The following is a 26,627-nucleotide window of genomic DNA, read 5'->3' as shown; positions in this document are numbered from 1 at the left end:
CCTTCAGTGTCGGTGGTGGATCAGAAGATGTTGAGGACGAAGCCGCCGATGAACAGCGCGATCGAGGCGACCAGCAGCACGGCGGCGGTGATGGCCAGCACGACGGGGACGCTGACGGCGCGGCGCTTCTGCGGGGCGATCATCGCGGTGCCCGCGGCGTGGGTGGAGACGGCGCTCGACGCCCGGACGGGCTCCGAGTCGGAGGCGGGCTGCTCGCGGTCGATGCGGTCGACGTAGCGGTCGACATCGGGCGAGTCGTAGAGGTTCGGGTGCTGACCGGTGGAGCCGAGGCTCCGCGGCAGGTCGAAGGAGCCAGTGACGAGCACCTCCCCCGTGTCCGTGCGGACGGGTGAGGCGTCGCCCGCGGTCGGCAGGATGAGGGCGTTCGTCGTGGTGACGGCGCCGGTCGCGGCGACTCCGCTCGCGATGAGGGAGTCGAAGGAGGCGTCGACCTCCTCCTTGGACTTGCTGTCGAGCTCGTCGGTGATGGCGAGGTGCTCGATCGGCGGCTGGAAGCTGCCGGTGATCTCGGTGGCCTTCTCGTCCGCGATGTCGAGCGTGCCGACGGTGGCGAAGAGGGCGGTGTTGAGCTTGGGCTGCTCGGGCTCGTCGAGCGGCTGCTCGGGCTCGTCGAGCGGCTGCTCGGGCTCGACCTCGTCCGTCGGCTCCGGAGCGGACGCCTCGGCGACGGCCGCGGGCTCGGCGTCCTGCTCGGCCTCGGCCGGCGCGACCTCGGGCGTCGCGGCGACCTGCTCGGCCTGCTGCTGCGCGAGCAGCGCACGGAGCTCTCGACGGGTGAGCGTGCTGCGGTCGACGCCCGCGGGGAGCACCACCTCGATGGCGGAGGTGCTCAGCTCGGGCTCGGCGGCCGGGGTCGGAGCGACGACGGGGACGCGGAGGGCCTGGGTCGCGGTGAGCACGGGCATCTCGCCCGCGGCGGTGACCGACGCGGTCGCGGCGCGGCGCGAGGTCGTTGGTGCGGCGGCGGGCGCGGCGCCGGCCGCGGCTCGCTCGCGCTCGCGGATCTCGCGCCGGGTGAGCGGCGCGCCCTCGTGCTGAACTGTCATGGCGTGCTCCGATACAGGTGGTGCTTCGAGATGTACTGGACGACACCGTCGGGAACCAGATACCAGACCGGATCACCCCGGTTCACGCGGCTCCGACAGTCCGTCGAGGAAATCGCTAGCGCCGGAATTTCCAACAAGGATACGTCCTGAGCCGGCAATCCCGAAACGGACAGGGCGTGACCCGGCCGGCTGACGGCGACGAAGTGCGCCAGCTCCCAGAGCTCGTCGTAGTCCTTCCAGCTCAGGATCTGCTCGACGGCGTCGGCTCCCGTGATGAAGAAGAGCTCGGCATCGGGGTGCGCGAGGTGGATGTCGCGGAGCGTGTCGATCGTGTAAGTCGTTCCGATGCGGTCGATGTCGACGCGGCTGACGGTGAAGCGCGGGTTGGACGCGGTCGCGATGACCGTCATCAGATAGCGGTGCTCCGGGGGCGTGACCGTCTTCTTGTGCCACGGCCGGCCGGTCGGCACGAAGACGACCTCGTCGAGGTCGAAGGACTGCGCCACCTCGGAGGCGGCGACGAGGTGTCCGTGGTGGATCGGGTCGAAGGTGCCACCCATCACGCCGATGCGCGGACGCCGCGGGTCTCCGCTCGCGGCGGACGTCACGATCGCAGGGCCGCCGGACTAGTGGCCGTGGCCGTGGGAGTCGTGCGAGCCGGCGCCGGTCTTGTGCGAGTGGCGGTTGGCGACGTCGCGGTAGCTCCACGTGACGAAGCCGAGCGCGGTGAAGGCGACGACGGCGATGAGCCCGTAGACGATGGTCGGCATCGGCAGCTCGGTGTGCGCTGCTTCAGCGAGGACGGTCGTCACGAGGGACATGCGGTGCTCCTTGGAATCGGGATCGCCCACTCAGGGCGTCGTCGAGTCTACCCGGACACCGCCGCGAGCCGGGTGCGAGGCTAGGCGCGGACCTGACCGGACCCGCGCAGGAGCCACTTGGTGCTCGTCAGCTCGGGCAGTCCCATCGGGCCGCGGGCGTGCAGCTTCTGGGTCGAGATTCCGACCTCGGCGCCGAAGCCGAACTCGCCGCCGTCGGTGAAGCGGGTGGACGCGTTCACCATCACCACCGCGGAGTCGACTTCGGCGAGGAAGCGCTCGGCGCTGCGCAGGTCGTTCGTGACGATCGACTCGGTGTGGTGGGTGGAGTAGCGGGCGATGTGGTCCATCGCCGCGTCGAGGTCGTCGACGACGGCGACCGCGATGTCGAGCGAGTAGTACTCGGCCGACCAGTCCTCCTCGGTCGCCGGTACGGCGTCCGCGATGATCGCGCGGACCCGCTCGTCGCCGTGCACGGTCACGCCGGCGGCGGCGAGGCGGCCGAGGACCGGCGGCAGGAGACGCTCGGCGGCGTCGCGGTGCACGAGCAGCGTCTCGAGGGCGTTGCAGGTGCTCGGGCGCTGGGTCTTGGCGTTGTGCACGATGTCGACGGCCCACTGCTCGTCCGCACTGGCGTCGAGGAAGACGTGCACCACTCCGGCACCCGTCTCGATGACCGGCACGGTCGACTCGGTGACGACCGACTCGATCAGGCCGGCGCTGCCGCGGGGCACGAGCACGTCGACGTAGCCGCGGGCGCGCATCAGGGCCTTGGCGCCCTCGCGGCCGAAGTCGTCGACCGTCTGGATCAGCCCGGCGGGCAGGCCGACCGAGGCGACCGCCTCCTGCAGCAGCTCGACCAGGACGCGGTTGGTGTTCTCCGCGGCGCTGCCACCGCGGAGGATCACCGCGTTGCCGCTCTTGATGGCGAGGGCGGCGATGTCGATCGTGACGTTGGGGCGCGCCTCGTAGATGGCGCCGACGACGCCGAAGGGCACGCGCACTTGAGTGAGCGAGGCGCCGTTGGGCAGGTTCGAGCCGCGGACCGTCTGGCCGACCGGGTCGACGAGACCGGCGACCGCGACCACGGCGTCCGCCAGCGAGCCCAATCGCGCCTCGTCGAGGCGGAGGCGGTCCTGCAGGCCGGTGCTCATGCCGTTCTCGCGACCGTTCGCGAGGTCCAGCTCGTTCGCCGGGACGATCCGCTCGACGGACCCGCGGACGGCGTCGGCGATCGCGAGCAGGGCGCGGTTCTTGAGGTCGGTCGTCGCGCTGCGCAGCGACCGCGAGGCCGTGCGGGAGGCGGCGAAGCGCTCGGTCAGAACCGTCCCGGCCTGGCCGGCGGTCTGGTCGAGGGGGGTGCTGTCGAGGGTCGTCTGCGGCATCCGGCCAGTGTATTCGCCGACGACCCCTCACCGAGGGCGGAGCCGAGGAGTCAGACCTCCTCGGCGTCGCCCACCAGGTCGTCCTCGTCCGAGACGCGCCAGACGCCGCCCTGGCGCTCGCGGTCCAGCTCGGCGCGGGCGGCCGCCTTGGCGTCCATCCGCTCGAGGTAGTTGTCGCGGCGCTCGGCGCGGGTCTTGCGGTTGTTCTCCTCGAGGCGGAGGTCGGTGCCGCGCGGGGCGGTGATCAGCTCCGCCGTCGAGGTGAGCGTGGGCTCCCAGTCGAAGACGACGCCGTCGCCCGGGCCGATGACGACGGTGGAGCCGGCGACGGCCCCGGCCGAGAAGAGGCCGTTCTCGACGCCGAGCTTCGCGAGGCGGTCGGCGAGGAAGCCGACGGCCTCGTCGTTGGTGAAGTCGGTCTGCGCGACCCAGCGCTGCGGCTTGGTGCCGAGCACGCGGTAGACGTTGCCGTAGGAGCCGCCCTCGACGCGGATCTCGTAGTCCTTCTCGTCGACCGCGCGTGGGCGGATCGTGATCCGCTCGACCTTGGGCTCGGCCGCGAGGGCGAGACGGTGCTGCTCGACGATCTCGCCGAGGGCGAAGGTCAGCTGGCGCAGTCCCGAGTGGGAGACGGTCGAGATCTCGAAGACGCGGTAGCCGCGGGCCTCGAGGTCGGCGCGGACGAAGTCGGCGAGCTCCTGGGCCTCCGGCACGTCGACCTTGTTCAGGGCGATCAGCTGCGGGCGCTCGAGGAGCGGCACCTGGCCGTCGCCGACCGGGTACGCGGCCAGCTCGCCGAGGATGATGTCGAGGTCGGTCAGCGGGTCGCGGCCCGGCTCGAGCGTGGCGCAGTCGAGCACGTGCACGAGAGCGGTGCAGCGCTCGACGTGGCGGAGGAACTCCAGGCCCAGGCCCTTGCCCTCGCTCGCGCCCTCGATCAGGCCGGGGACGTCGGCGACGGTGTAGCGCGACTCCCCCGCCTGGACGACGCCGAGGTTGGGGGCGAGGGTGGTGAACGGGTAGTCGGCGATCTTCGGCTTCGCCGCGGAGATGGCCGCGACGAGGCTGGACTTGCCGGCCGAGGGGAAGCCCACGAGCGCGACGTCGGCGACGGTCTTCAGCTCGAGGATGACGTCGCCCTCCCAGCCGGGAGTGCCGAGCAGCGCGAAGCCGGGGGCCTTGCGCTTGGTGGTCGCGAGCGAGGCGTTGCCGAGGCCGCCCTGGCCGCCGGGGGCGATGACGAAGCGGAGCCCCGGCTCGTCCATGTCGAGCAGCTCCTCGCCCGTGGGCGACTTGACGACGGTCCCGACCGGGACCATCAGCTCGAGGAGGTCGCCGTTGCCGCCGGCGCGGTGGTCGCCCATCCCGGGGCCGCCGTTGGCCGAGGAGCGGTGCGGGTGCCGGTGGAAGGCGAGCAGCGTGGTGGTCTGCGCATCGGCGACGAGGACGATGTCGCCGCCGTGACCGCCGTTGCCGCCGTCCGGGCCGGCCAGCGGCTTGAACTTCTCGCGGCGGACGGAGACGCAGCCGTTGCCGCCGTGCCCGGCGCGCAGGTGCAGCGTGACGTTGTCGACGAAGGTGACCATGGTGTGTTCCGTCCGATGGGGAGGTTGCGGCGTCGGAGTGTCCGACGCCGGATGCCGAGGAGCGCGGCGCTCACGAGCTCGGGGCTCGCGGTGAGGGTGCCGCAGCAACGCGCAAGGGGCGAGCCGAAGCCCGCCCCTTGCGTCCTGTGCCTGCTCGGCCGAGGAGAGCTGCCTAAGCGGCGGCCACCACGATGTTGACGACCTTGCGGCCGCCCTTCTGGCCGAACTCGACCGCACCGGCCGAGAGGGCGAACAGGGTGTCGTCGCCGCCACGGCCGACGTTGACGCCGGGGTGGAAGTGGGTGCCGCGCTGGCGGACGATGATCTCGCCCGCGCTGACGACCTGACCGCCGAAGCGCTTCACGCCGAGGCGCTGCGCGTTCGAGTCGCGACCGTTGCGGGTGGAGCTTGCGCCCTTCTTGTGTGCCATTTCTCATCTCCTCGAGACCGGGGGGCCGCAGCCCCGTGCTGATGCTCTGCGGAGCGATGGCTCCCGCCGCAGATCAGCGAAGTGTGGGTGTTACTTGATGCCCGTGACCTTGACGCGCGTGAGGTCCTGACGGTGCCCCTGGCGCTTCTTGTACCCGGTCTTGTTCTTGAACTTCTGGATGATGATCTTCGGACCGCGGAGCTCCTCGAGCACCTCGGCCGTGACCGACACCTTCTCGAGCGCCGCGGCGTCCGAGGTGATGGAGTCCCCGTCGACGAGGAGCACGGCAGCCAGCTGCACGGTGCCGTTCTCGTCGGCCTTGATGCGGTCCATCGTCACGATGGTGCCGACCTCGACCTTCTCCTGCCGGCCACCGGCGCGCACAACTGCGTAAACCACTTCTCGTACCTGTTTTCTCATCTGGACGGCGCGTGAGCGCTGTCCGGGGCTTGTAAGGACGGGGTCGGACCCCGGTCTTCCCGGTCGTACCCGTCTCTCGTACGAGACGAGGAGACCGGCACCGCGGCTCGCACCCCGTGAGGGGCCGAGCGGCAACGGAAATCTGCGTGAGCACATGGATCGCGCCACACCAACGGTCAAGAGTACGGGATCCGTGCTCCCCGGTCAAACGCGCACCGCCCCGGAGGGGGTGCCGTCCGACCGACGACCCCGTCACGATAGTGCAGGCCGTGCCGCTGATCGGGCAGGCGCGCCGCCTACGATCGACGGATGGCGATCCTCCTCGACGCGGCGCGCTGGCCCGCCCACGACACGCTCTGGGCCCACCTCGTCAGCGACTCCTCCCTGGAGGAGCTGCACGCCTTCGCCCGCCGGGTCGGGCTGCCGGAGCGCGGCTTCGACCTCGATCACTACGACGTGCCCGCCGCGCGTCGCGAGGAGCTGCTCGCGGCGGGTGCTGTGCCCGTGAGCAGCCGGGAGCTCGTCGAGCGGCTCCGCGACAGCGGGCTGCGGGTGAAAGGCCGCGACCGGGACGCGGAGAGGGCCCGGCGCCGGCTCTCGCCGGGCACCGGGCCCCACTGATCCTCGCGGACCGCGCTACTGCGCGCGGCGCGGCGTCTGCTCGGGAACGACCGCGATCCCGGTGAGCGCCGCCGTGGTGACGCGACGGCTCTTCGCACGGCCCTGGCCGGGCTGCTTGGGCGCGGGCAGCGCATCCAGGACGGAGTCGAGCAGGTGCTCGGCGACCGCGCTCGGGACCCGGCGCTCGACGACCGGCGCGGGCGGGATCGGGATGTCGAGGATCGGGACGACCGGAGCCTGAGCAGCCGGGGCCTGAGCCGCGGGGGCCTGCGCGGGCTCCTGTGCGCTCTCCTGCGTCGCCTCGCGGGCGGCGGGAGCGGACTCCTGCTGCTCGCCGGACTCCGGCGTCTCCTGGCGCGGCTCGCGGTCGCGACCGCGGCGACGGCGCTCGCCCCGGGCGGGACGCTCGCGGCGGCCGGACGAGTCACCCTGACGCTCCGCGGACTGCTCGACCGGCTGCTCGCCCCGCTCGGAGGACTGCCCGGTCGGCTCCGACTCGGCCGCGGTGGTGGTGGCGTCGTCGACGAGCGCGACGGCCTCCTCGGCCGCGTGGCGGACGGCGGCCGGGTGGATCGTGCTCGCGGCGATCTGCGCGAGCGCGTTCTTGGCGTCGTCGGTGATGGCGTGGGTGCTGACCGGCTTGGAGCCGTTGCCGTTCTGCCCGGTAGCGCCGTTCTGCGCCGAGCGGCCGTTCGAGGGCTGCTCGTTCGCCGGCTTGCCGCCGCGGCGGCGCTCCTGCTGCGGGGCGGCCGTCGAGCGGTGCTTGACCACGGGGTCGTGCTGGACGATCACGCCGCGGCCCGCGCAGACCTCGCAGTTCTCGCTGAAGGTCTCCAGGAGGCCGAGGCCGAGCTTCTTGCGGGTCATCTGCACGAGGCCGAGCGAGGTGACCTCGGCGACCTGGTGCTTGGTCCGGTCGCGGCTCAGGCACTCGACCAGGCGCCGGAGCACGAGGTCGCGGTTGGACTCGAGGACCATGTCGATGAAGTCGACGACGATGATGCCGCCGATGTCGCGCAGCCGGAGCTGGCGGACGATCTCCTCCGCCGCCTCGAGGTTGTTCTTGGTGACCGTCTCCTCGAGGTTGCCGCCGGAGCCGACGAACTTGCCGGTGTTCACGTCGACGACCGTCATGGCCTCGGTGCGGTCGATCACGAGCGAGCCGCCGCTGGGCAGCCAGACCTTCCGCTCGAGGGCCTTCTCGATCTGCTCGGTGATGCGGAACTCGTCGAACGCGTCCTGCTCGCCCGAGTAGACCTGGACCCGCTCGAGCAGGTCGGGGGCGACCTGGCTGAGGTACAGCTCGATGGTCTCGCGGGCGTCGTCGCCGGCGATCACCATCTTCTCGAAGTCCTCGTTGAAGACGTCGCGGACGATCTTGATCAGCAGGTCGGGCTCGCTGTGCAGGAGCGCGGGCGCCTGGCCGGTGGCGGCCTTGGTGCTGAGCGCGGTCCACTGCGCGGTGAGGCGCTCGACGTCGACGGTGAGCTGCTCCTCCGTGGCGCCCTCGGCGGCCGTGCGGACGATGACGCCCACGTTCTCGGGGAGGACCTCCTTGAGGATCTTCTTGAGGCGCGCGCGCTCGGTGTCCGGGAGCTTGCGGGAGATGCCGTTCATCGAGCCGTTCGGCACGTAGACGAGGTAGCGGCCCGGGAGCGAGATCTGGCTGGTGAGGCGGGCGCCCTTGTGGCCGACCGGGTCCTTGGTCACCTGGACGAGCACGCGGTCGCCCGGCTTGAGGGCGAGCTCGATGCGGCGCGGGCCGCCGGCGTTGTTCGCCGCGTCCCAGTCGACCTCGCCGGAGTAGAGCACGGCGTTGCGGCCGCGCCCGATGTCGACGAACGCCGCCTCCATGCTGGGGAGGACGTTCTGCACGCGGCCGAGGTAGACGTTGCCGATCAGCGACGCCTCCTGCGAGCGGGCGACGTAGTGCTCGGCGAGGACGCCGTCCTCGAGCACGCCGATGCGGATGCTGTCCTCCTTCGAGCGGACGACCATGACGCGGTCGACGGCCTCCCGGCGGGCGAGGAACTCGGACTCGGTGACCACCGTGCGGCGGCGGCCGGCGTCGCGGCCGTCGCGGCGGCGCTGCTTCTTGGCCTCGAGGCGGGTCGAGCCCTTGATGCGCTGCGGCTCGGTGATCAGCTCCGGCTCGCGGGCCTCGCGGGGCTCGCGCTGCTCGCGCTGCTCGCGCGGCTGACGGACCCGGACGACGGTGTTCTCGGGGTCGTCGGAGCCGCCGCGGTCGCTCTCGCCGCTGCGGCGACGCGAGCGGCGGCGGACGGAGCCCTGCTCCTCCTCCGGCTCGTCGCGCTCCTCGCGGACGCCGAGCGGGGCGCCTCGAGGCGGCAGCGGGGTCAGCTGGACGTAGTCCGGCAGGATCGGCGCCTGGAAGAGCAGCGACGTGCTCGGCAGCGGCGGGCGGCGGGGAGCGGACTCCTCCGTCGCGGATTGCTCGGCGTCGGCCGGCGACTCCGGGCCGGCGGTGAAGAAGGCGGCACCGGTCGAGGCCGGCCCTTCCGTCTCGCCGGGCTCGGCGCTCGCGTCCGGCGCGGTGGTCTGCTCGGTGTCCTGGGCGGCCGTGTCCGGGGCGGCGGTGTCCGACCCGTTCTGCTCGGCGTCGTTCGTGTCGATGATCGTTTCCCCTGTCGCTGATGCGCTCGATCCGGCCCGTCGGTTCGTCCGACGGCCACCGAAGAGGCGACTGATCTTCCTGGCCCCGCTGCGGGGCTCGTCGCGGTCCGGTTCGGATCCGCCCGTGCTGTTGTCTTCCACCATTCCTGGTGCACTCCTCGGCCGGGTCGTGCGCCGCGCCGTCGACCCGGATGCTGTTCTCGAGCGACGGGCCTCGGCCCGCCGCGAATCCTTCCGCTCCCCCGGTCCCGTCGCTCACGTGGCGCAGGACTCCGGTTGCAGCTTCTCCTCGGAACTGACTATCCGACACGTGGAGATGCGTCGCGCTCATTCGCGGAACGCTGTCGATCTCCTGTGGCCCGGTGCTCGCCCGGTAAACCTTCTTCGCGTCGGTGCGGGATCTTCCGGGCCGACGGCTCCGATTATCGCACGCATTCCCAGAGCCGCCGATTCGCCGCGTGCCATAATCCCCCGGTGTCCAGCGATCCCGAGGTGCCGAGCGCCCCCACCCAGCAGCGTCCGGTCCTCTTCGCGGTGCTCCTGATCGTTCTCGGCGTGGTCGGCTGGATCGCCGCGTTCACGCTGACGCTCGACAAGTTCACGTCGCTCAGCGGATCGTCGGAGGCCCTCGGCTGCGACTTCAGCCTGCTCGTGCAGTGCAGCGCCAACCTCAAGTCGGCGCAGGGCGCGATCTTCGGCTTTCCGAATCCGCTGATCGGCGTCGCCGCATGGATCGCCCCGATCGTCGTCGGTGCCGGGCTGCTCGCGGGGGCGCGCTTCGACCGCTGGTTCTGGGCGCTGTTCAACCTCGGCTTCGTCTTCGCCCTCGCCTTCGTCGGCTGGCTGATCGCGACGAGCATCTTCGCCCTCGGAACGCTCTGCCCCTGGTGCATGCTCACCTGGGCCGTCGTCATCCCCGGCTTCTGGCTGGTGACCCTGCGCAACCTCCGCGAGGGCGTCTTCCCGGTCCCTGCCGCGGTCCGCCGCTTCGCCGGCGCCGCGTACGGCTGGGTGCCGTTCATCACGATCGTCTGCTACCTGGCGATCGCCGTGATGGCCCAGGTGCGCCTGGACGTGCTGTCCTACCTCTGACGCTGACGGCCGACGCCGCCCCCGGGAGGGGAGGATCTCGATACGCCCGCTCCGCGGGCTACTCGATCAGCATGCGTGGGGGCCAGCCCACTGCCGACAGCATGCACGGAATCCCGGGCCGCGGGGCGCGCCGTTCATTGCTGGTCGAGTAGCCGCACAGCGGCGTATCGAGACGCACCGTCGTCAGGACAGGAGTTTGCAGACCCGCCTGCCGACCCGGTGGATCTCGATACGCCCTCTCCGAGGGCTACTCGATCAGCATGGACCGCCTCGGAGGCGCATCCGGGAAAGCGCGTGTCAGCGCTTTCCCGTCGCCGAACGCAGGACGCTCTGCGGAACGCGCCCGCCTACGAGAGCCGACCGCGGCGTCGCGGATTACCGCGGCGCAAGACGGCACCGCGGCGGTTCGCTACGCGAACCAGAGCGAGAGCTCGCGCTCCGCGGATTCAGCGGAGTCGCTGCCGTGCACGAGGTTCTGCTGGACCTTGAGGCCCCAGTCGCGGCCGAGGTCGCCGCGGATGGTGCCGGGAGCGGCGGTGGTGGGGTCGGTCGTGCCGGCGAGGGAGCGGAAGCCCTCGATGACGCGGTCGCCGGCGATGCGGAGGGCGACGATGGGGCCGCTCTCCATGAACTCGACGAGGGGCTCGTAGAACGGCTTGCCCTCGTGCTCGGCGTAGTGGGCGGCGAGCAGCTCGCGGTCGGCCTCGACGAGCTTGATGTCGACGAGCGAGTAGCCCTTCGCCTCGATGCGGCGGAGGATCTCGCCGGTGAGGTTGCGGGCGACGCCGTCGGGCTTGACGAGGACGAGGGTCTCCTGGATGGCCATGGTTCAGCGGTCTCCTTAGGTGGGGGTGGGGTCGGTGGGCCCGTCCGCCGCGCGGCGGTCCTGGGTGTCGAGCTTGGTGCCGGTGACCATGCAGTACGTCCACAGCGCGACGAACGCCGCGCCGATGACGAACATGATCGGCACCAGGACACCGGTGGCCACGATAACGAACTGGAGGACCCAGCCGATCCGGAAGCCGACCGGCCGGTTGAGCAGGCCGAGCGTCGCGACGAGGGCGAGGCAGACGACCGCTCCCCCGACCAGGACGATCACCGGATCGGCGGCCTTCAGGCCGAAGGCGACGAGCGTCGCGAGGAAGACGATGACGGCCTCGAAGCCGAGGACGATCGAGCCGAGGCTCTCGCGGACAGTCCGGTTCCGGCGCGGGCGGCCGGCCCTCACGCGCCGAGCCAGTTCTCGTCGCGCGCGACCGTCATCGTCCGTCCGACGAGGGTGATCGATCCGGTCACGAGCAGTGCGCCCTTGTCCGTGCGGGCGGCGAGGAGGCGGCCGGCGGTGAGCGCGCCGTCCGGATCCTCGGCGACGCGGACCGACTCCGCGGGGAAGACGGTGCGGGCCAGCTCGGCGAGCTCCTCGGCCGGGACTCCGCGTTCGCTCGGAGCGGTCGTGACGATGAGCTCGTCGACGACCGGCAGGAGCGCGCGCAGGATGCCCTCCGCGTCCTTCTCGGCGAGGACGCCGAGGACCGCGGTGACGCGGTCGAAGTCGAAGTAGCGCTCGATCGCGGAGGCCAGGGAGGCCGCGCCGTGCGGGTTGTGCGCCGCATCGACGACCGTGCGCGGCGACTGGCCGACGATCTGGAGGCGGCCCGGGGAGGTCGCCGCGGCGAAGCCCTCCTCGAGGACGTTCCCGGTCAGCTCCTGCGTGCCGCCGCCGAGGAACGTCTCGACCGCGGCGATCGCGACCGCCGCGTTCTCGGCCTGGTGGTCGCCGAAGAACGGCAGCAGAAGCTGCTCGTAGCGGGTGACGAGACCGCGGACGGAGACGAGCTGGCCGCCCACGGCGACCGTGGTCGACTCGACGTCGAAGTCGGCGCCCTCGAAGACGATCGTCGACTCGGTCAGCTCGGCCGCCTGCCGCAGCACCGCCTCCGCCTCCGGGGTCTGCTTCGCCGACACCACGGCGGCCGCGGGCTTCACGATGCCGGACTTGGTGCGCGCGATCTCCTCGATCGTCGCTCCGAGCTGCCGGGTGTGGTCGAGCGCGATCGGCGTGAAGACCGCGACCTGCGCGTCCGCGACGTTCGTCGAGTCCCACTCGCCGCCCATGCCGACCTCGATGACCGCGACGTCGACGGGAGCGTCCGCGAAGGCCGCGTAGGCCAGCACGGTGAGCGCCTCGAAGAACGAGAGCGTGCTCTCGCCCCGGCCGACGAGCTCGGCGTCGGTCATGGTGAGGTAGGGCTCGACGTCGAGCCAGTTCGTGGCGAGGCTGAGGTCGGAGATCGGCGCGCCGTCGATGACGATCCGCTCGTTGAAGCGCTCGAGGTGGGGGCTGGTGAAGAGGCCGACGCGCAGCCCGTGGGCGCGGAGCAGGCTCTCGATCATCCGGCTGGTCGAGGTCTTGCCGTTGGTGCCGGCGACCTGGATGACGGGGTAGGCCTGCTGCGGGTCGCCCATGTAGTCGACGGCCCGCCGCGTCGGTGCGAGCCGCGGGCGGGGGCTCGCCTCGCCGAGCCGCTTCAACAGTTTCGCGTAGACGGCGTCGGCCGCCTCACGCGCGAGCCGGGCGTCCTCCTCGGAGTAGCGGTCCTTGTCAGACATCGGAGGCCTCCACCTTCTCGACGCGGATGATGGCGGTGCCGGCGGGCCCGAAGGTGATCGCACCCTCGCCGCCCTCCAGCGCAGTGGTGAGCGCGGCGAACCCGAAGCCGGTCGCGAGGGTCTCCTCGGCGATCCAGAGCGCGTGCGGCTCGAGGGCCGCCATGCTCATCTCGTCGAGGACGATCTCGAGCTCGATGCGGTCGCTGACCTCGAAGCCGGCGGCCTTGCGAGCGTCCTGCACGGCGCGGATCAGGTCGCGGGCCAGGCCCTCGGCCTCCAGCTCCGGCGTGGTCGCCGTGTCGAGCAGCACGAAGCCGCCGCGCGGCAGCAGCGCGATCGCGCGGTCGTCGGCTCCCGAACCGCCGACCTCCAGGGTCAGCTCGTACTCGCCCTCGACCAGCTCGACGCCGCCGGCGGTGACGACGCCGTCGGTCTCGCTCCAGTCGCCGGCCTTCGCGGCCTTGATGACGGTCTGCACGCCCTTGCCGAGGCGGGGGCCCGCGGCGCGCGCGTTGACGGAGAGGCGCGAGGTGACGCCGTAGTCGGCGGCGCTCGACTCGACCAGCGGGACCAGCGACACCTCCTTGACGTTCAGCTCGTCGCGCAGGATCGCCTCGAACAGCGCCAGCTCGGCGGCGTCGTCGACGACGACCGTGAGCCGCGCGAGCGGCAGGCGGACCCGGAGGCCGGCCTGCTTGCGCAGCGACAGTGCCGTGGACGAGATGCCGCGGACGGCGTCCATCGCGTGCACGAGCGACTCGTCGACCGGGAACTCGGCGGCGTCCGGCCAGTCGGCCAGGTGCACGCTCCGGCCGCCGGTCAGGCCCTGCCAGATCTCCTCGGTCATCAGCGGGAGCAGCGGCGCGGCGACCCGGCAGACGGTCTCGAGCACGGTGAAGAGCGTGTCGAACGCCTCCGTGCCGCGGCCCTCGGCGTCGACGCCCTGCCAGAAGCGGTCGCGCGAGCGGCGGACGTACCAGTTGGTCAGCACGTCGGCGAAGTCGCGGAGCGCCGCCGCCGCGAGGGTCGAGTCGAGCGCCTCGAGGTGGCCGGTGACGGTCTCGATCAGGTCGTGCGTCTTGGCCAGCAGATAGCGGTCGAGCACATCCTCGGAGTCGGTGCGGCGGGTCGCGCTGTAGCCCTCGCCCGCGGCGTCGACGGAGGCGTTCGCGTAGAGCGAGAAGAAGTACCAGGTGTTCCAGAGCGGCAGCAGCACCTGGCGCACGCCCTCGCGGATCCCCTCCTCGGTGACGACGAGGTTGCCGCCGCGCAGCACCGGGCTCGACATCAGGAACCAGCGCATGGCGTCGGAGCCGTCGCGGTCGAAGACCTCGGCGACGTCCGGGTAGTTGCGCAGCGACTTGGACATCTTCTGCCCGTCGTTGCCGAGGACGATGCCGTGGCTGACGACGTTGCGGAAGGCCGGGCGGTCGAAGAGCGCGGTCGAGAGCACGTGCAGCGTGTAGAACCAGCCTCGGGTCTGCCCGATGTACTCGACGATGAAGTCGGCCGGGTTGTGCGAGTCGAACCAGTCGGAGTTCTCGAACGGGTAGTGCACCTGCGCGAACGGCATCGAGCCGGAGTCGAACCAGACGTCGAGCACGTCGCTGATGCGGCGCATCGTCGAGCGGCCGGTCGGGTCGTCGGGGTTCGGGCGGGTGAGCTCGTCGATGTACGGACGGTGCAGGTCCTCCGGACGCACGCCGAAGTCGCGCTCGAGCTCGTCGAGCGAGCCGTAGACGTCGATGCGCGGGTAGTCGGGGTCGTCGCTCTTCCAGACCGGGATCGGCGAGCCGAAGTAGCGGTTGCGGCTGATCGACCAGTCGCGCGCTCCGGAGAGCCACTTGCCGAACTGGCCGTCCTTGACGTTCTCGGGCACCCAGGTGATCTCCTGGTTCAGCTCCTCCATCCGGTCGCGGATCGCGGTGACGCGGACGAACCAGCTCGAGACGGCCTTGTAGATCAGCGGGTTGCGGCAGCGCCAGCAGTGCGGGTAGCTGTGCTCGTAGCTGGCCTGGCGGAGCAGGCGGTGCTGCGCCTTGAGGAGCTGCGTCAGCGGCTTGTTGGCCTCGAAGACCTGCAGGCCGGCGACCTCGCTGATCTGCGGCAGGAAGCGACCGCCGTCGTCGACGGAGATGATGACGGGGATCCCCGCCGCCTCGCAGACCTTCTGGTCGTCCTCGCCGTAGGCCGGCGCCTGGTGCACGATGCCGGTGCCCTCGCTGGTGGTCACGTAGTCGGCGACGAGGATGCGCCACGCGTTCTGCGTGCCCCACTGCTCGGTGTCGGCGTAGTGGTCCCAGAGGCGGTCGTAGCTGATGCCCTCGAGCTCGCTGCCGCGGTGCGTGCGCGAGACCGCGGCCAGCGCCGACTCCGCGTCCTCGTAGCCGAGGTCCTTCGCGTAGGCGCCGACCTGGTCGATGGCGAGCAGGTACTCGGCCGAGAGCTCGCGCTCCTCCGGCTCGCCCTTGCCGTCGGCGGCGCCGTTCGGGCCGGCCGCCAGCACGGCGTACTCGATGTCGGGGCCGACGGCGAGCGCGGCGTTGGTGGGCAGGGTCCACGGGGTCGTCGTCCAGGCGAGGGCGCGGACGGCGGTGAGGTTCAGCGCCTCGGCGGTCTCGCCGACGAGGGGGAAGGTGACCGTGACCGTCTGGTCCTGGCGCATCTTGTAGACGTCGTCGTCCATCCGCAGCTCGTGGTTCGAGAGCGGCGTCTGGTCGCGCCAGCAGTAGGGCAGCACGCGGTGGCCCTCGTAGGCGAGGCCCTTGTCGTAGAGCCGCTTGAAGGCCCAGATCACGGACTCCATGAAGGTGGGGTCGAGGGTCTTGTAGTCGTTGTCGAAGTCGACCCAGCGCGCCTGGCGGGTGACGTAGTCCTGCCACTCCCCCGTGTAGCGCAGCACCGACTCCTTGGCGGCCGCGTTGAAGGCGGCGACGCCCATCTCCTCGATCTGCGACTTGTCGGTGATGCCGAGCTGCCGCTCCGCCTCGAGCTCGGCGGGGAGGCCGTGGGTGTCCCAGCCGAAGCGGCGGTGCACCTGCTTGCCGCGCATCGTCTGGAAGCGGGGGAAGACGTCCTTGGCGTAGCCGGTCAGCAGGTGCCCGTAGTGCGGCAGACCGTTGGCGAAGGGCGGGCCGTCGTAGAACACCCACTCCTGGGCGCCCTCGCGGGAGCGGATCGACTCCTGGAAGGTGTCGTCGGCCTTCCAGTAGGCGAGGACCTTCTCCTCGATCTGCGGGAACCGCGGCGACGCGGGGACGCCGCGGCCGAAGGCGGAGCCGGTGCTCTCGGGGACGCCGGTGCTCGGGTCGTCTCCGGCGCTCTCGGCGTCGCGGGGGGTGGGCGGGGTCAGGGGGTAGGTCACGTGCGGTCTCCTGGCAGTGCTGCTGGTCTGCACGAGGACGGCCCGCCCGGATCTCAGACCCCGGGCCGGGTCGCGGTACCACCTCGCTTGAACCGCCCAGGACCGGCCCTCACGGGCTCTCCCTGGTCGCTCCCACTCGATCGGCTGTCACGGGCCGTACCCGTCCGGGTCTACTGGGCCGCGGCCGGGGCCGGGCTGTTCTTCCGGAGACTCACCGGTGATGGCCGGGTCGAAGTCGTCCAGCCGTTATCCTAGCGCGTCGGCGGTCGCCGGACAGGGGCGGAGGCGGTCATGGCGCGGACAGCGGGAGCGGGTCGCGGACGGCCGCGGGCGTCGTCGCGCTCCATGCTCGAGGACGCGGCTCTCGATCTCTTCGTGGAGCAGAGCTACGCGGGCACGACGGTCGAGCAGATCGCCCAGCGCGCCGGCGTCTCGCGCAACACCTTCTTCAACTACTTCGCCTCGAAGAGCGACGTCTTCTGGGTGCTGGTCGACGACCGGCTGGCCGAGCTGCCGGCGGCGCTCGAGGCGGCCTCCCCGGACGCGTCGACGATGGACGCTCTGCGCGGCGCGCTGCTCGCGGTCGGCGCGGGCTTCGGTCCGTCGAGCGTGCCGTGGGCGCTGACCCAGACCGAGCTGATCGGGAGCGTGCACGAGCTGCAGGCGTCGGCTCTCTCGCGGCTCGCTCGGCAGGCGGCGATCGTCGCGGCATTCGTGCGCGCCCGCGCCGGGCGTCCGCTGCCGGCCCACGTGGCGCACGCGATCGCCTACGCGAGCGTCGGGGCGGCGGTCGCCGCGGTGCAGGCCTGGGCGGCCGCGGGGCCGACCCGCGGGGAGCTGGTGCCCTATCTCGACGAGGCGCTGACGCCGGTCTGCCGCGGATTCGCGCCCGTCGTCGGCTGACCGCGCCCGCCCGTCACGGCTTCCCGGCCCCGCGGTAGGATCGTCGCGGCCGGTGAGCGACACGCTCCGAGAGCCCCCACCCAGGCATCATCACCACCGACGCGGTGCCGCCCATATCGAACCGGAGAACCATGACCGTCGCCGACCGCCTCCCCGCCAAGCCCGCCCTCGAGGGCCTCGAGAGCAAGTGGGGCCTCGTCTGGCAGACGGACGGCACCTACCGGTTCGATCGCACCGGCCTCTCCCGCGCGGACGTCTACTCGATCGACACCCCGCCGCCGACCGCCTCCGGCTCGCTGCACATCGGGCACGTCTTCTCCTACACGCACACCGACGTCGTCGCGCGCTTCCAGCGCATGCGCGGCAAGAGCGTCTTCTACCCGATGGGCTGGGACGACAACGGCCTGCCCACCGAGCGCCGCGTGCAGAACTACTACGGCGTCCGCTGCGACCCGACCCTCCCCTACACGCCGGACTTCGTGCCGCCGTTCGAGGGCGGCGACAACAAGAGCAGCAAGGCGGCCGACCAGAAGCCGATCTCGCGCCGCAACTTCATCGAGCTGTGCGAGCGCCTCACCGTCGAGGACGAGAAGCAGTTCGAGGACCTCTGGCGCACCCTCGGCCTCTCGGTCGACTGGACGCAGAGCTACCGCACCATCGGCGAGGAGTCGCAGGCCGCGTCGCAGCGCGCCTTCCTCCGCAACCTGGCGCGCGGCGAGGCCTACCAGGCGCAGGCGCCGACCCTCTGGGACATCACCTTCCGGACCGCGGTCGCGCAGGCCGAGCTGGAGGACAAGGACCAGCCCGGCGCCTACCACCGCATCGGCTTCCACCGCGACGGCGCGGAGGACGTCTTCATCGAGACGACCCGCCCCGAGCTGCTGCCCGCCTGCGTCGCCCTCGTCGCGCACCCGGACGACGAGCGCTACCAGGCGCTCTTCGGCACGACCGTGCGCACCCCGCTCTTCGACGTCGAGGTGCCGGTGCTCGCGCACCACCTCGCGCAGAAGGACAAGGGCTCGGGCATCGCGATGATCTGCACCTTCGGCGACCTGACCGACGTCGTCTGGTGGCGCGAGCTCGACCTGCCCAATCGCGCGGTCATCGGCTTCGACGGCCGCCTGATCTCCGAGGCGCCCGCCGCCATCGAGAGCGAGGCCGGCCGGGCCGCGTACGCGCAGCTCGCCGGCAAGACCGTGTTCTCCGCGAAGCAGACCGTGGTCGCGCTGCTCACCGAGTCGGGCGAGATGGTCGGCGAGCCCCGCCCGATCGTGCACCCGGTGAAGTTCTTCGAGAAGGGCGACAAGCCGCTCGAGATCGTCTCGACCCGCCAGTGGTACATCGTCAACGGCGCCCGCGACGCGGCGCTCAAGGAGCGCCTGCTGGAGCTCGGCCGCGACGTGCGGTTCGTGCCCGAGTTCATGCGCGTCCGCTACGAGAACTGGGTGAACGGCCTCGCCGGCGACTGGCTGATCTCGCGCCAGCGCTTCTTCGGCGTGCCGATCCCGGTCTGGTACCCGCTCGACGGCGACGGCAACCCGGTCTTCGACGCGCCGATCGTGCCCGACGAGTCGGCGCTGCCCGTCGACCCGTCCTCGGACGCCGCCCCCGGCTACTCGGAGGACCAGCGCGGCGTGGCCGGCGGCTTCCAGGGCGAGCTCGACGTGATGGACACCTGGGCGACCTCCTCGCTCACCCCGCAGCTCGCCGGCGGCTGGGAGCGCGACGACGAGCTCTGGCAGCTAGTCGCGCCCTACGACCTGCGCCCCCAGGGACAGGACATCATCCGCACCTGGCTCTTCTCGACCCTGCTGCGCTCGCAGCTCGAGGACGGCCGCGCGCCGTGGAGCACCGCGACGGTCTCCGGCTTCATCGTCGACCCCGACCGGAAGAAGATGTCGAAGTCGAAGGGCAACGTCGTCACGCCGGCCGGCATGCTCGAGCAGCACGGCTCGGACGCGGTGCGCTACTGGGCGGCCTCCTCGCGCCTGGGCACGGACGCGGCGTTCGACCCGCAGAACCCGACGCAGATCAAGATCGGCCGCCGCCTGGCGATCAAGGTGCTGAACGCGGCGAAGTTCATCCACGGCTTCCCGCTGCCGGAGGGCGCGACGGTCAGCGACCCGCTCGACCTGAGCATGCTCGCCGCGCTCGACGGTGTGGTGGCGGACGCCACGACCGCGCTGGAGAACTACGACCACGCCCGGGCGCTCGAGACCACCGAGGCGTTCTTCTGGACGTTCTGCGACGACTACCTGGAGCTGGTGAAGGAGCGCGCCTACGGCGAGGACGGGGCCTCCGCGGCCGCCGCCCTGCACCGCGCGCTCGACGTGCTGCAGCGGCTGTTCGCGCCGTTCATCCCGTTCGCGGTCGAGGAGACCTGGTCCTGGTCGCACGACGGCTCGGTGCACGTGCAGCCCTGGCCGGAGCAGGCCGCTCTCGGCGGCGACCCGGCCGTTCTCAGCGCGGCCAGCACCGTGCTGACCGCGATCCGCCGGGCGAAGACCGACGCGAAGGCCTCGCAGAAGACGCCGGCCCGCTCCGCCGTCGTCACCGCACCGGCCGAGCTGGTGGCGTCGCTGCGGCTCGCCGCGGGCGACCTCGCGGCCGTCGGCCGGATCGCGGCGCTCGACTTCGCCGAGGGCGACGCGCTGGCCGTCCAGATCGAGCTCGAGACCGAGCCGACCGCCTGATCACCCGGGGAGCGGGCGATGGTCCGCTCCGCTTGCCTTCTCTCGAGAGGAACACCCCATGCAGCTCGGAACGCGCTGGCCGGTCGGCGGAGACACGCCGTCCACCCTGCCCGAGATCGTCGTCACCGCCGTCCGCGACGTGGAGGGCGAGCTCGCCTCCGCCGGCACCGACAGCTCCGCCTGGCGCTGGACCCTGACCTGGCTCGAGGGCAAGCCCGTGCTCGAGCTCGACGACGGCACCACCATCACCTACCGCCCGGACGAGGACGCCGCCTACATCACCCAGCCGCAGGGCCGCGTCGAGGGCGAGGACGACGACTGGGGCTGAGCCGCTGACGGCGTCGATCTCGATACGCGCGCTGCGCGCGCTACTCGATCAGCATTTGTGGCCCGCTGCGCGGGCTGCTCGATCAGCATGAGTGGGCCGCTGCGCGGGCTGCTCGATCAGCATGACGTTCCATGCTGGTCGAGTAGCCGCGCAGCGGCGTATCGAGACCCACCGTCTCCAGCAGGGTGGGACTGCGGATGCAGCGCGCAGCGGCGGCGCCCCTAGGCTCGCTGGATGAGCACTTCCGCCGCCGTCGCCGTCCTGATCGAGCCGAGCGGGCTGCCGCACGGGCTGCCCGACTTCGCGGCGGTCGAGCCGGAGGCGTACCGCCCTGCCTTCGACGAGGCGCTGCGCCGCCACCGGGCCGAGATCGAGGCGATCGCCTCCTCCCCCGACGAGCCGACGGTCGAGAACACGCTGGTGGCGCTCGAGCGCTCCGGGCGGGAGCTGCGCCGGGTCAGTGCGGTCTTCTTCACCGTCGGCGCCTCCGATCGCACGCCGCTCACCGACGCGGTGGAGGAGGAGCTCGCTCCCCTGCTCTCCGCGCACGACGACGCGATCACCCTCGACCCGCGCCTCTACGCACGCGTCCGGTCCCTCGCCGACCGGGCAGCGATGCTCGACCTGGACGACGAGACCGCCTACCTGCTCGAGCGCGTCCTCCTGCGCTTCGAGCGCGCGGGCGCCCTCCTCGACGACGCCGGCAAGACCCGGCTCAGCGCGCTGAACGAGCGGCTGTCGAGCCTGACCACCCGGTTCGACAAGAACCTGCTCGCCGACACCAACGAGCGGGCCGTCCTGCTGGAGCGCGCCGAGCAGCTCGACGGCCTCGACGCGTCCGAGGTCTCCGCCGCCGCTCGGGCCGCCGCGGACCGCGGTGCCGACGGCTACCTCGTGACGCTGCCGCTCTACTCCGGGCACCCGTGGCTCGCCCGCCTGCGCGATCGCTCCGTCCGCGAGCGGATCCTGCGCGCCTCCCTCGGCCGCGCCGGGGAGAGCGGAGCGCACGACAACCGGGAGGTCCTGCTCGACATCGTCGCCCTGCGCGCCGAGCGCGCCGCACTCCTGGGCCACTCCTCGCACGCCGCGTTCGTGATCTCGGGCCAGACGGCCGGCACACCCGAGCGCGTCCGCGCCCTCCTCGAGGAGCTCGCGATCCCCGCCGCCCGCAACGCCCGCGCCGAGCTCGCGCAGATGCAGCAGCAGGCCGACACCGAGCAGGACGCCGCAGGACGGCCGCGCTTCATGCTCGAGGCCTGGGACCGCGCCTTCTACGAGGAGCGCGTCCGCACCGCCCGCTACGCCGTCGACTCCAGCGCGCTCCGGCCGTACTTCGAGCTCGAGCGCGTCCTGCACGAGGGCGTCTTCGCCGCCGCGACCGGGCTCTACGGTGTCCGGTTCGCGGAGCGGCCCGACCTGGTCGGGCACAGCGCGCACGTCCGCGTCGTCGAGGTCGCGGAGGAGGACGGCACCCCGCTCGGCCTGTTCCTCTTCGATCCGTTCACGCGCGACTCGAAGCGCGGCGGCGCCTGGATGAACTCGCTCCGCACCCGGACGACGCTGCTCGGCGACTCCGCCGTCGTCGTGAACACGCTGAACATCTCGGCGCCCGGCGACGGGGAGCCCGCGCTGCTCAGCCTCGACGAGGTCGAGACCCTCTTCCACGAGTTCGGGCACGCACTGCACGGCCTCTTCGCGACCACGCGCTACCCGCGGTTCGGCGGCACGAGCGTCTTCCGCGACTTCGTCGAGTTCCCGAGCCAGGTCAACGAGATGTGGATCCGGCACCCGGAGCTGCTGCCCGTCTACGCCCGGCACGTCGAGACCGGCGATCCGCTGCCGGCCGCCGTCGTCGAGCAGCTCGAGGCGGCGGCGCTCTGGGGCGAGGGCTTCGCGACCACGGAGTACCTGGCCGCCGCCTTGCTCGACCTCGCCTGGCACGAGACTCCCGCCTCCGCCGACCGCGCCGACGTCGTTCAGTTCGAGACGCGCGCGCTGGAGGCCGCCGGACTGCTGGACCCTGCGATCCCGCCGCGGTACCGCAGCACCTACTTCAAGCACGTCTTCTCGGGCGGCTACTCCGCGGGCTACTACTCCTACATCTGGAGCGAGATCCTCGACGCCGACACCGTCGAGTGGTTCGAGGAGAACGGCGGACTCGACCGCGCGGCCGGCGAGCGGTTCCGGCGGCGGATCCTCGAGATCGGCGGCTCGCGCGATCCGCTCGTCGCCTACCGGGAGTTCCGCGGGCGCGACGCGCGCACCGAGCCGCTGCTGCGGCGCCGCGGACTGGCCTGATCCGAGGGCTCGTCCCGGGGGTCAGGAGTGGCGGGCCACCCGACGCGGGTGCAGCCAGGCCAGCACGACCAGCCCCACCACGAGGCCCCAGAACGCGGAGCCGATCCCCGCGACCGCGATGCCGGACGCGGTGACGAGCAGGGTCGCTGCGGCCGGGAGGCGCAGTCGCGCGTCCTCGACCGCGGCCTGCACCGACGAGACGAACACGCCGAGCAGCGCCAGCCCGGCGACCGCCTCGATCAGCAGCGGACTGGCGGAGGAGACGAGTGCCGCGGCCGCTCCCGCGACCGCGCCGAGCACCAGATAGGACGCTCCCGCCGAGACCGAGGCGATCCACCGCCGCTCCGGCTGCGGCGAGGCCTCCGGACCGGCGGTGAGAGCTGCGCTCAGTGCCGCGTAGTTGACCGGCACTCCCCCGAACACCGCCGAGACGCCGGAGGCGAGGCCGCTCGAGACGATCGCCGGACGGGAGTGCGCCTCGAAGCCGAAGCTCGACAGCACCGCGATGCCGGGGATGTTCTGCCCCGCCATCGTGACGACGTAGAGCGGCAGGCCGATGCCGACCATCGCGCCGATCTCGAAGACCGGCACGACGAACTCGGGGACCGGCAGCAGCGGCGCCCCGGCGAGGGCGGCGCCGTCCGTGACCAGCAGCAGCACGATCGCGAGCGCGATCGCCGCCGGCACCGCCCAGCGCGGCAGCAGGCGGAGCAGGATCAGCCAGAGCGCGACGACCGGCAGCGCGAGCAGCGGGATCTCGACCGCGGCCCGCACGGGCGCCAGCACGAGCGGGAACAGGATGCCGGCGAGCATCGCGTTGGCGAGCGGCCGCGGGATGCGCGCCACGAGCCTCCCGAGTGCCGGCCAGAGCCCGGTCACCACGATCAGCGCGGAGGCGACGAGGAAGGCGCCGACGGCGCGGTCGAAACCGCCGGGCAGGGTCGCGGTGGCGGCGAGCAGCGCGGCGCCCGGGGTGCTCCAGGCGAAGGTCATCGGCACCCGGTAGCGCAGACTCAGCGCGATGCAGAGCACGCCCTGCAGCACGCAGACCGCGAGCAGACCCGACGCGGCCTGAGCATCGGTCGCGCCGACGGCGACGACGCCCGCGAGGACGATCGCGAACGAGCTGGAGAAGCCGGTGAGGGCGGCGACGATCCCGGCGAGGAGCGGCTGGACGATGACGGGGCCTCCGGTCGCTGACCCGGCCGAGCGCCGGGCCGGCGGACGCATCGGCGATGCGCTCCGCCAGAGTAGGGAACCGCGTCGCGCCCGGGCGCACGAACGCCGGGCCAATCAGCGCGAACTGGTCACGCGACGGCCCGGCGGAGGCGACTCAGGCGCTCTTCTCCTGGCGGCGGGGAGCGTGCGGCACGATCGTCGGCGCGGCGTTGTCGAGCACCGCGGCGCGGGTGACGACCACGCGGGCGACCTCGTCGGAGGACGGCACCTCGAACATGATCGGGCCGAGCACCTCCTCGAGGATGGCGCGGAGGCCGCGGGCGCCGGTCTGGCGCAGCACGGCGAGATCGGCGATCGCCTCGAGGGCGCCGCGGTCGAACTCGAGCTCGACCCCGTCGATCTCGAACATCCGCTGGTACTGCTTGACCAGCGCGTTGCGCGGCTCGGTCAGGATCTGCATCAGCGCGACCTGGTCGAGCTGCGTGACGGTGGTGACCACCGGGAGGCGGCCGATGAACTCGGGGATGAGCCCGAACTTGTGCAGGTCCTCCGGGAGCACCTCGCTGAAGATGTTGATCTCGTCCTGCTTGTTGTGCAGCGGGGCGCCGAAGCCGATGCCGCGCTTGCCGGCACGCGACGAGATGATGTCCTCCAGCCCGGCGAAGGCGCCGGCCACGATGAACAGCACGTTCGTCGTGTCGATCTGGATGAACTCCTGGTGCGGGTGCTTCCGGCCGCCCTGCGGCGGCACCGAGGCGACGGTGCCCTCGAGGATCTTCAGCAGCGCCTGCTGCACGCCCTCGCCCGAGACGTCGCGCGTGATCGACGGGTTCTCGGCCTTGCGGGCGATCTTGTCGACCTCGTCGATGTAGATGATGCCGGTCTCGGCCCGCTTGACGTCGTAGTCCGCGGCCTGGATCAGCTTGAGCAGGATGTTCTCGACGTCCTCGCCGACGTAGCCCGCCTCGGTGAGCGCCGTCGCGTCGGCCACGGCGAACGGGACGTTCAACCGCTTGGCCAGCGTCTGCGCGAGGTAGGTCTTCCCGCAGCCGGTGGGGCCGATCAGCAGGATGTTGCTCTTGGCGATCTCGATTTCGTCGTGGATCGCGTCCGCGGCGGTGATGGTGTTGCGCACCCGCACGCGCTTGTAGTGGTTGTAGACCGCGACGGCGAGGGCGCGCTTGGCCTGCTCCTGGCCGATCACGTACTCCTCGAGGAAGCCGTAGATCTCCTTCGGCTTCGGGAGGTCGAACTCGTGGCTCGTCTCCTCGCTCGACTCGGAGAGGCGCTCCTCGATGATCTCGTTGCACAGCTCGACGCACTCGTCGCAGATGTAGACGCCGGGACCGGCGATGAGCTGCTGCACCTGCTTCTGGCTCTTGCCGCAGAACGAGCACTTCAGCAGGTCGGCGCTTTCGCCAATACGTGCCACGGGGATGCCCCACTTCCTTGTCGTGCGTCGGTGCTCTCGGGCGGCGGTGCCGTCGAGCGTCTCGCAGAGGGCGGTCATGCGGAACCGCCGAACTCAGGACCGAGCCTAGCCGCTGAGCCGAGGGGGCTCGGCAGGCGAGCCGGATCGGCGGACCATTGCCCCGTCCGTGTCGGTTTGCTACGGTCCGGCGGCGCGGATCCGCCCGCCGGCACGCGGAAGGGCCGGGCGGCGGATCGCTCCGCCTCCCGGCCCTTCGACGATCGGTCGGTCTCCCGAGATCAGACCGTGAGGGCGGGAACGCCCTTGCGGCTGGTCAGGATCTGGTCGATCAGTCCGTACTCGAGCGCGTCGTCGGCGCCGAGGATCTTGTCGCGGTCGATGTCCTTCTTGACCTGCTCCGGGGAGCGGTTGGAGTGGAAGGACAGCGTCTTCTCGAGCCACTCGCGCATGCGCATGATCTCGGCGGCCTGGATCTCGATGTCCGAGGCCTGGCCACCGCCCTGCTGCACCGCCGGCTGGTGGATCAGGATGCGCGCGTTCGGCAGCGCCAGGCGCTTGCCGGGCGTGCCCGCCGCGGTGAGCACCGCTGCGGCCGATGCGGCCTGACCGAGGACGACGGTCTGGATGTGCGGGCGGATGTACTGCATCGTGTCGTAGATCGCCGTCATCGCGGTGAAGGAGCCACCGGGCGAGTTGATGTACATCACGATGTCGCGGTCCGGGTCCTGGCTCTCGAGCACGAGGAGCTGGGCCATGATGTCGTCCGCGGACGCGTCGTCGACCTGCACGCCGAGGAAGATGATGCGGTCCTCGAAGAGCTTCGCGTAGGGGTCCTGGCGCTTGTAGCCGTAGGCCGTGCGCTCCTCGAACGTGGGGAGGATGTAGCGGGAGGAGGGCGCGGCTCCGGAGCCGAAGGCCGTCCCGCCGAAGGTGGGTGTGTTCATTGTCTCTTCCTGATCTCTCGGCGCGTCGGGGTACTCAGCTGTCGGTGGCGGTTCCGCCGCCGCCGGCGACGTCGGTCGCCGACGAGCGGATGTGGTCGACGAAGCCGTAGGCCAGGGCCTCCTCGGCGCTGAACCAGCGGTCGCGGTCGCCGTCCTCGTTGACCTGCTCGACGGTCTTGCCGGTCGCCTTCGCGGTGATCTCGGCGAGGCGCTTCTTCATGTCGAGGATCAGCTGCGCCTGGGTCTGGATGTCGGACGCGGTGCCGCCGAACCCGCCGTGCGGCTGGTGCAGCAGGACGCGGGCGTTCGGCGTGATGTAGCGCTTGCCCTGGGTCCCCGCGGTGAGCAGGAGCTGACCCATGGACGCCGCCATTCCGATGCCGACCGTCACGATGTCGTTCGGGACGAACTGCATCGTGTCGTAGATCGCCATTCCCGCGGTGATCGAGCCGCCGGGCGAGTTGATGTACAGGAAGATGTCCTTCTCGGCGTCCTCGGCCGCGAGGAGCAGGAGCTTCGCTGCGATCTCGTTCGCATTCTCGTCGCGCACCTCAGAACCGAGCCAGATGATCCGGTCCTTGAGAAGGCGGTCGAAAACACTGTTGGGCATCGCCATATCGGCCATGTGTCGCTCCGTTTCAGTTGTCGCTTCGGAGGCGAATCTATCGGACGGCACCCGGGCGACCCGGCCGTGTTCGCCGGGGGCGGAGCCGGAGCGGCCGGTGTTCGCCCGGGGCGGACTGCGGCGGGGCGGCGGGCGGGCGGTGGGCGTGACGCATGCGAGCGGCGGGCCGGACCGCGGCGGGACGCGGGCCGGGACGAC

The 26,627-nt window shown here is 71.6% G+C and carries 22 protein-coding genes; 6 read left to right on the top strand and 16 right to left on the bottom strand.

Annotated features, from left to right (window positions below):
• Positions 1-20: 20 nt before the first annotated feature.
• From EDF35_RS09935 to rplU, 7 genes are all read right to left on the bottom strand, one after another.
• Positions 21-1,067 (bottom strand): hypothetical protein, encoded by a 1,047-nt coding sequence (locus EDF35_RS09935; RefSeq protein WP_133962211.1) that lies wholly within the window; start codon positions 1,065-1,067, stop codon positions 21-23.
• Positions 1,064-1,675 carry a nicotinate-nucleotide adenylyltransferase gene (gene nadD / locus EDF35_RS09930; protein WP_123732279.1) on the bottom strand — a complete coding sequence of 204 codons (612 nt, stop codon included), beginning with the start codon at positions 1,673-1,675 and terminating at the stop codon, positions 1,064-1,066. Before nadD ends, EDF35_RS09935 begins: the two co-directional genes overlap by 4 nt.
• A gap of 18 nt (positions 1,676-1,693) precedes the next feature.
• Positions 1,694-1,888: a hypothetical protein gene (locus EDF35_RS09925; protein WP_123445826.1), complete on the bottom strand. Its 195-nt coding sequence runs from the start codon at positions 1,886-1,888 to the stop codon at positions 1,694-1,696.
• An 80-nt stretch (positions 1,889-1,968) separates the two neighbouring features.
• A complete protein-coding gene (locus EDF35_RS09920; RefSeq protein ID WP_133962210.1) occupies positions 1,969-3,270 on the bottom strand; it encodes a glutamate-5-semialdehyde dehydrogenase in 1,302 nt (433 codons plus the stop codon).
• A 50-nt stretch (positions 3,271-3,320) separates the two neighbouring features.
• Complete coding sequence (gene obgE / locus EDF35_RS09915) at positions 3,321-4,856, bottom strand: GTPase ObgE (protein WP_133962209.1); 1,536 nt, start codon at positions 4,854-4,856, stop codon at positions 3,321-3,323.
• A 172-nt stretch (positions 4,857-5,028) separates the two neighbouring features.
• On the bottom strand, positions 5,029-5,286 hold the full coding sequence (gene rpmA / locus EDF35_RS09910; protein WP_123445823.1) for a 50S ribosomal protein L27: 258 nt from the start codon (positions 5,284-5,286) through the stop codon (positions 5,029-5,031).
• A 90-nt stretch (positions 5,287-5,376) separates the two neighbouring features.
• Complete coding sequence (gene rplU / locus EDF35_RS09905; RefSeq protein ID WP_123445822.1) at positions 5,377-5,685, bottom strand: 50S ribosomal protein L21; 309 nt, start codon at positions 5,683-5,685, stop codon at positions 5,377-5,379.
• A 330-nt stretch (positions 5,686-6,015) separates the two neighbouring features.
• On the opposite strand from rplU, the gene EDF35_RS09900 reads away from it, so the two are divergent.
• Positions 6,016-6,327 (top strand): DUF4031 domain-containing protein, encoded by a 312-nt coding sequence (locus EDF35_RS09900; RefSeq protein ID WP_133962208.1) that lies wholly within the window; start codon positions 6,016-6,018, stop codon positions 6,325-6,327.
• A gap of 15 nt (positions 6,328-6,342) precedes the next feature.
• On the opposite strand, the gene EDF35_RS09895 is transcribed toward EDF35_RS09900, so the two are convergent.
• Positions 6,343-9,105 (bottom strand): Rne/Rng family ribonuclease, encoded by a 2,763-nt coding sequence (locus tag EDF35_RS09895; RefSeq protein ID WP_133962206.1) that lies wholly within the window; start codon positions 9,103-9,105, stop codon positions 6,343-6,345.
• Between the two features lie 330 nt (positions 9,106-9,435).
• Here EDF35_RS09895 and EDF35_RS09890 point away from each other — a divergent pair, with 330 nt between their 5' ends.
• Positions 9,436-10,053 (top strand): vitamin K epoxide reductase family protein, encoded by a 618-nt coding sequence (locus EDF35_RS09890; RefSeq protein WP_243586729.1) that lies wholly within the window; start codon positions 9,436-9,438, stop codon positions 10,051-10,053.
• A gap of 409 nt (positions 10,054-10,462) precedes the next feature.
• Here the strand turns inward: EDF35_RS09890 and ndk are convergent, their stop codons facing one another.
• Genes ndk through ileS form a run of 4 tightly spaced genes read right to left on the bottom strand, consistent with a single transcriptional unit; the run spans position 10,463 to position 16,015 of the window.
• On the bottom strand, positions 10,463-10,879 hold the full coding sequence (gene ndk / locus EDF35_RS09885; protein ID WP_133962204.1) for a nucleoside-diphosphate kinase: 417 nt from the start codon (positions 10,877-10,879) through the stop codon (positions 10,463-10,465).
• A 15-nt stretch (positions 10,880-10,894) separates the two neighbouring features.
• Positions 10,895-11,281 carry a DUF4233 domain-containing protein gene (locus EDF35_RS09880; RefSeq protein ID WP_243839916.1) on the bottom strand — a complete coding sequence of 129 codons (387 nt, stop codon included), beginning with the start codon at positions 11,279-11,281 and terminating at the stop codon, positions 10,895-10,897.
• A complete protein-coding gene (locus EDF35_RS09875) occupies positions 11,278-12,663 on the bottom strand; it encodes a folylpolyglutamate synthase/dihydrofolate synthase family protein (protein WP_133962202.1) in 1,386 nt (461 codons plus the stop codon). Before EDF35_RS09875 ends, EDF35_RS09880 begins: the two co-directional genes overlap by 4 nt.
• Positions 12,656-16,015: an isoleucine--tRNA ligase gene (gene ileS / locus EDF35_RS09870; protein ID WP_133962715.1), complete on the bottom strand. Its 3,360-nt coding sequence runs from the start codon at positions 16,013-16,015 to the stop codon at positions 12,656-12,658. Before ileS ends, EDF35_RS09875 begins: the two co-directional genes overlap by 8 nt.
• Positions 16,016-16,318: 303 nt before the next feature.
• On the opposite strand from ileS, the gene EDF35_RS09865 reads away from it, so the two are divergent.
• The 4 genes from EDF35_RS09865 (at position 16,319) to EDF35_RS09850 (ending at position 22,249) form a co-directional block, all read left to right on the top strand.
• Positions 16,319-16,930, top strand: a complete 612-nt coding sequence (locus EDF35_RS09865; RefSeq protein WP_133962200.1) for a TetR/AcrR family transcriptional regulator — start codon at positions 16,319-16,321, stop codon at positions 16,928-16,930.
• Between the two features lie 131 nt (positions 16,931-17,061).
• A complete protein-coding gene (gene valS, locus EDF35_RS09860; RefSeq protein ID WP_133962198.1) occupies positions 17,062-19,623 on the top strand; it encodes a valine--tRNA ligase in 2,562 nt (853 codons plus the stop codon).
• A 58-nt stretch (positions 19,624-19,681) separates the two neighbouring features.
• Positions 19,682-19,951, top strand: coding sequence for a hypothetical protein (locus tag EDF35_RS09855; RefSeq protein ID WP_123703503.1), 270 nt, complete (start codon positions 19,682-19,684; stop codon positions 19,949-19,951).
• A gap of 234 nt (positions 19,952-20,185) precedes the next feature.
• Positions 20,186-22,249, top strand: a complete 2,064-nt coding sequence (locus EDF35_RS09850; RefSeq protein WP_133962196.1) for a M3 family metallopeptidase — start codon at positions 20,186-20,188, stop codon at positions 22,247-22,249.
• A 21-nt stretch (positions 22,250-22,270) separates the two neighbouring features.
• Here EDF35_RS09850 and EDF35_RS09845 read toward each other — a convergent pair whose 3' ends face one another.
• From EDF35_RS09845 to EDF35_RS09830, 4 genes are all read right to left on the bottom strand, one after another.
• Entirely contained in the window at positions 22,271-23,479 is a 1,209-nt protein-coding gene (locus tag EDF35_RS09845) for a benzoate/H(+) symporter BenE family transporter (RefSeq protein WP_133962194.1), read from the bottom strand.
• Positions 23,480-23,582: 103 nt separating this feature from the next.
• A complete protein-coding gene (gene clpX, locus EDF35_RS09840) occupies positions 23,583-24,860 on the bottom strand; it encodes an ATP-dependent Clp protease ATP-binding subunit ClpX (RefSeq protein ID WP_123445812.1) in 1,278 nt (425 codons plus the stop codon).
• Between the two features lie 278 nt (positions 24,861-25,138).
• The gene (locus EDF35_RS09835) at positions 25,139-25,804 is read right to left on the bottom strand and encodes an ATP-dependent Clp protease proteolytic subunit (protein WP_123445811.1); all 666 of its coding nucleotides are present in this window, start codon (positions 25,802-25,804) and stop codon (positions 25,139-25,141) included.
• A gap of 34 nt (positions 25,805-25,838) precedes the next feature.
• A complete protein-coding gene (locus EDF35_RS09830) occupies positions 25,839-26,480 on the bottom strand; it encodes an ATP-dependent Clp protease proteolytic subunit (protein ID WP_260300538.1) in 642 nt (213 codons plus the stop codon).
• Between the last annotated feature and the right edge of the window lie 147 nt (positions 26,481-26,627).

The organism is Rathayibacter sp. PhB151, assembly GCF_004366415.1.
Classification (GTDB): domain Bacteria; phylum Actinomycetota; class Actinomycetes; order Actinomycetales; family Microbacteriaceae; genus Rathayibacter; species Rathayibacter festucae.
The sequence above is the reverse complement of the archived record's forward strand: the minus strand, read 5'-3'. Positions and strand labels throughout refer to the sequence as shown.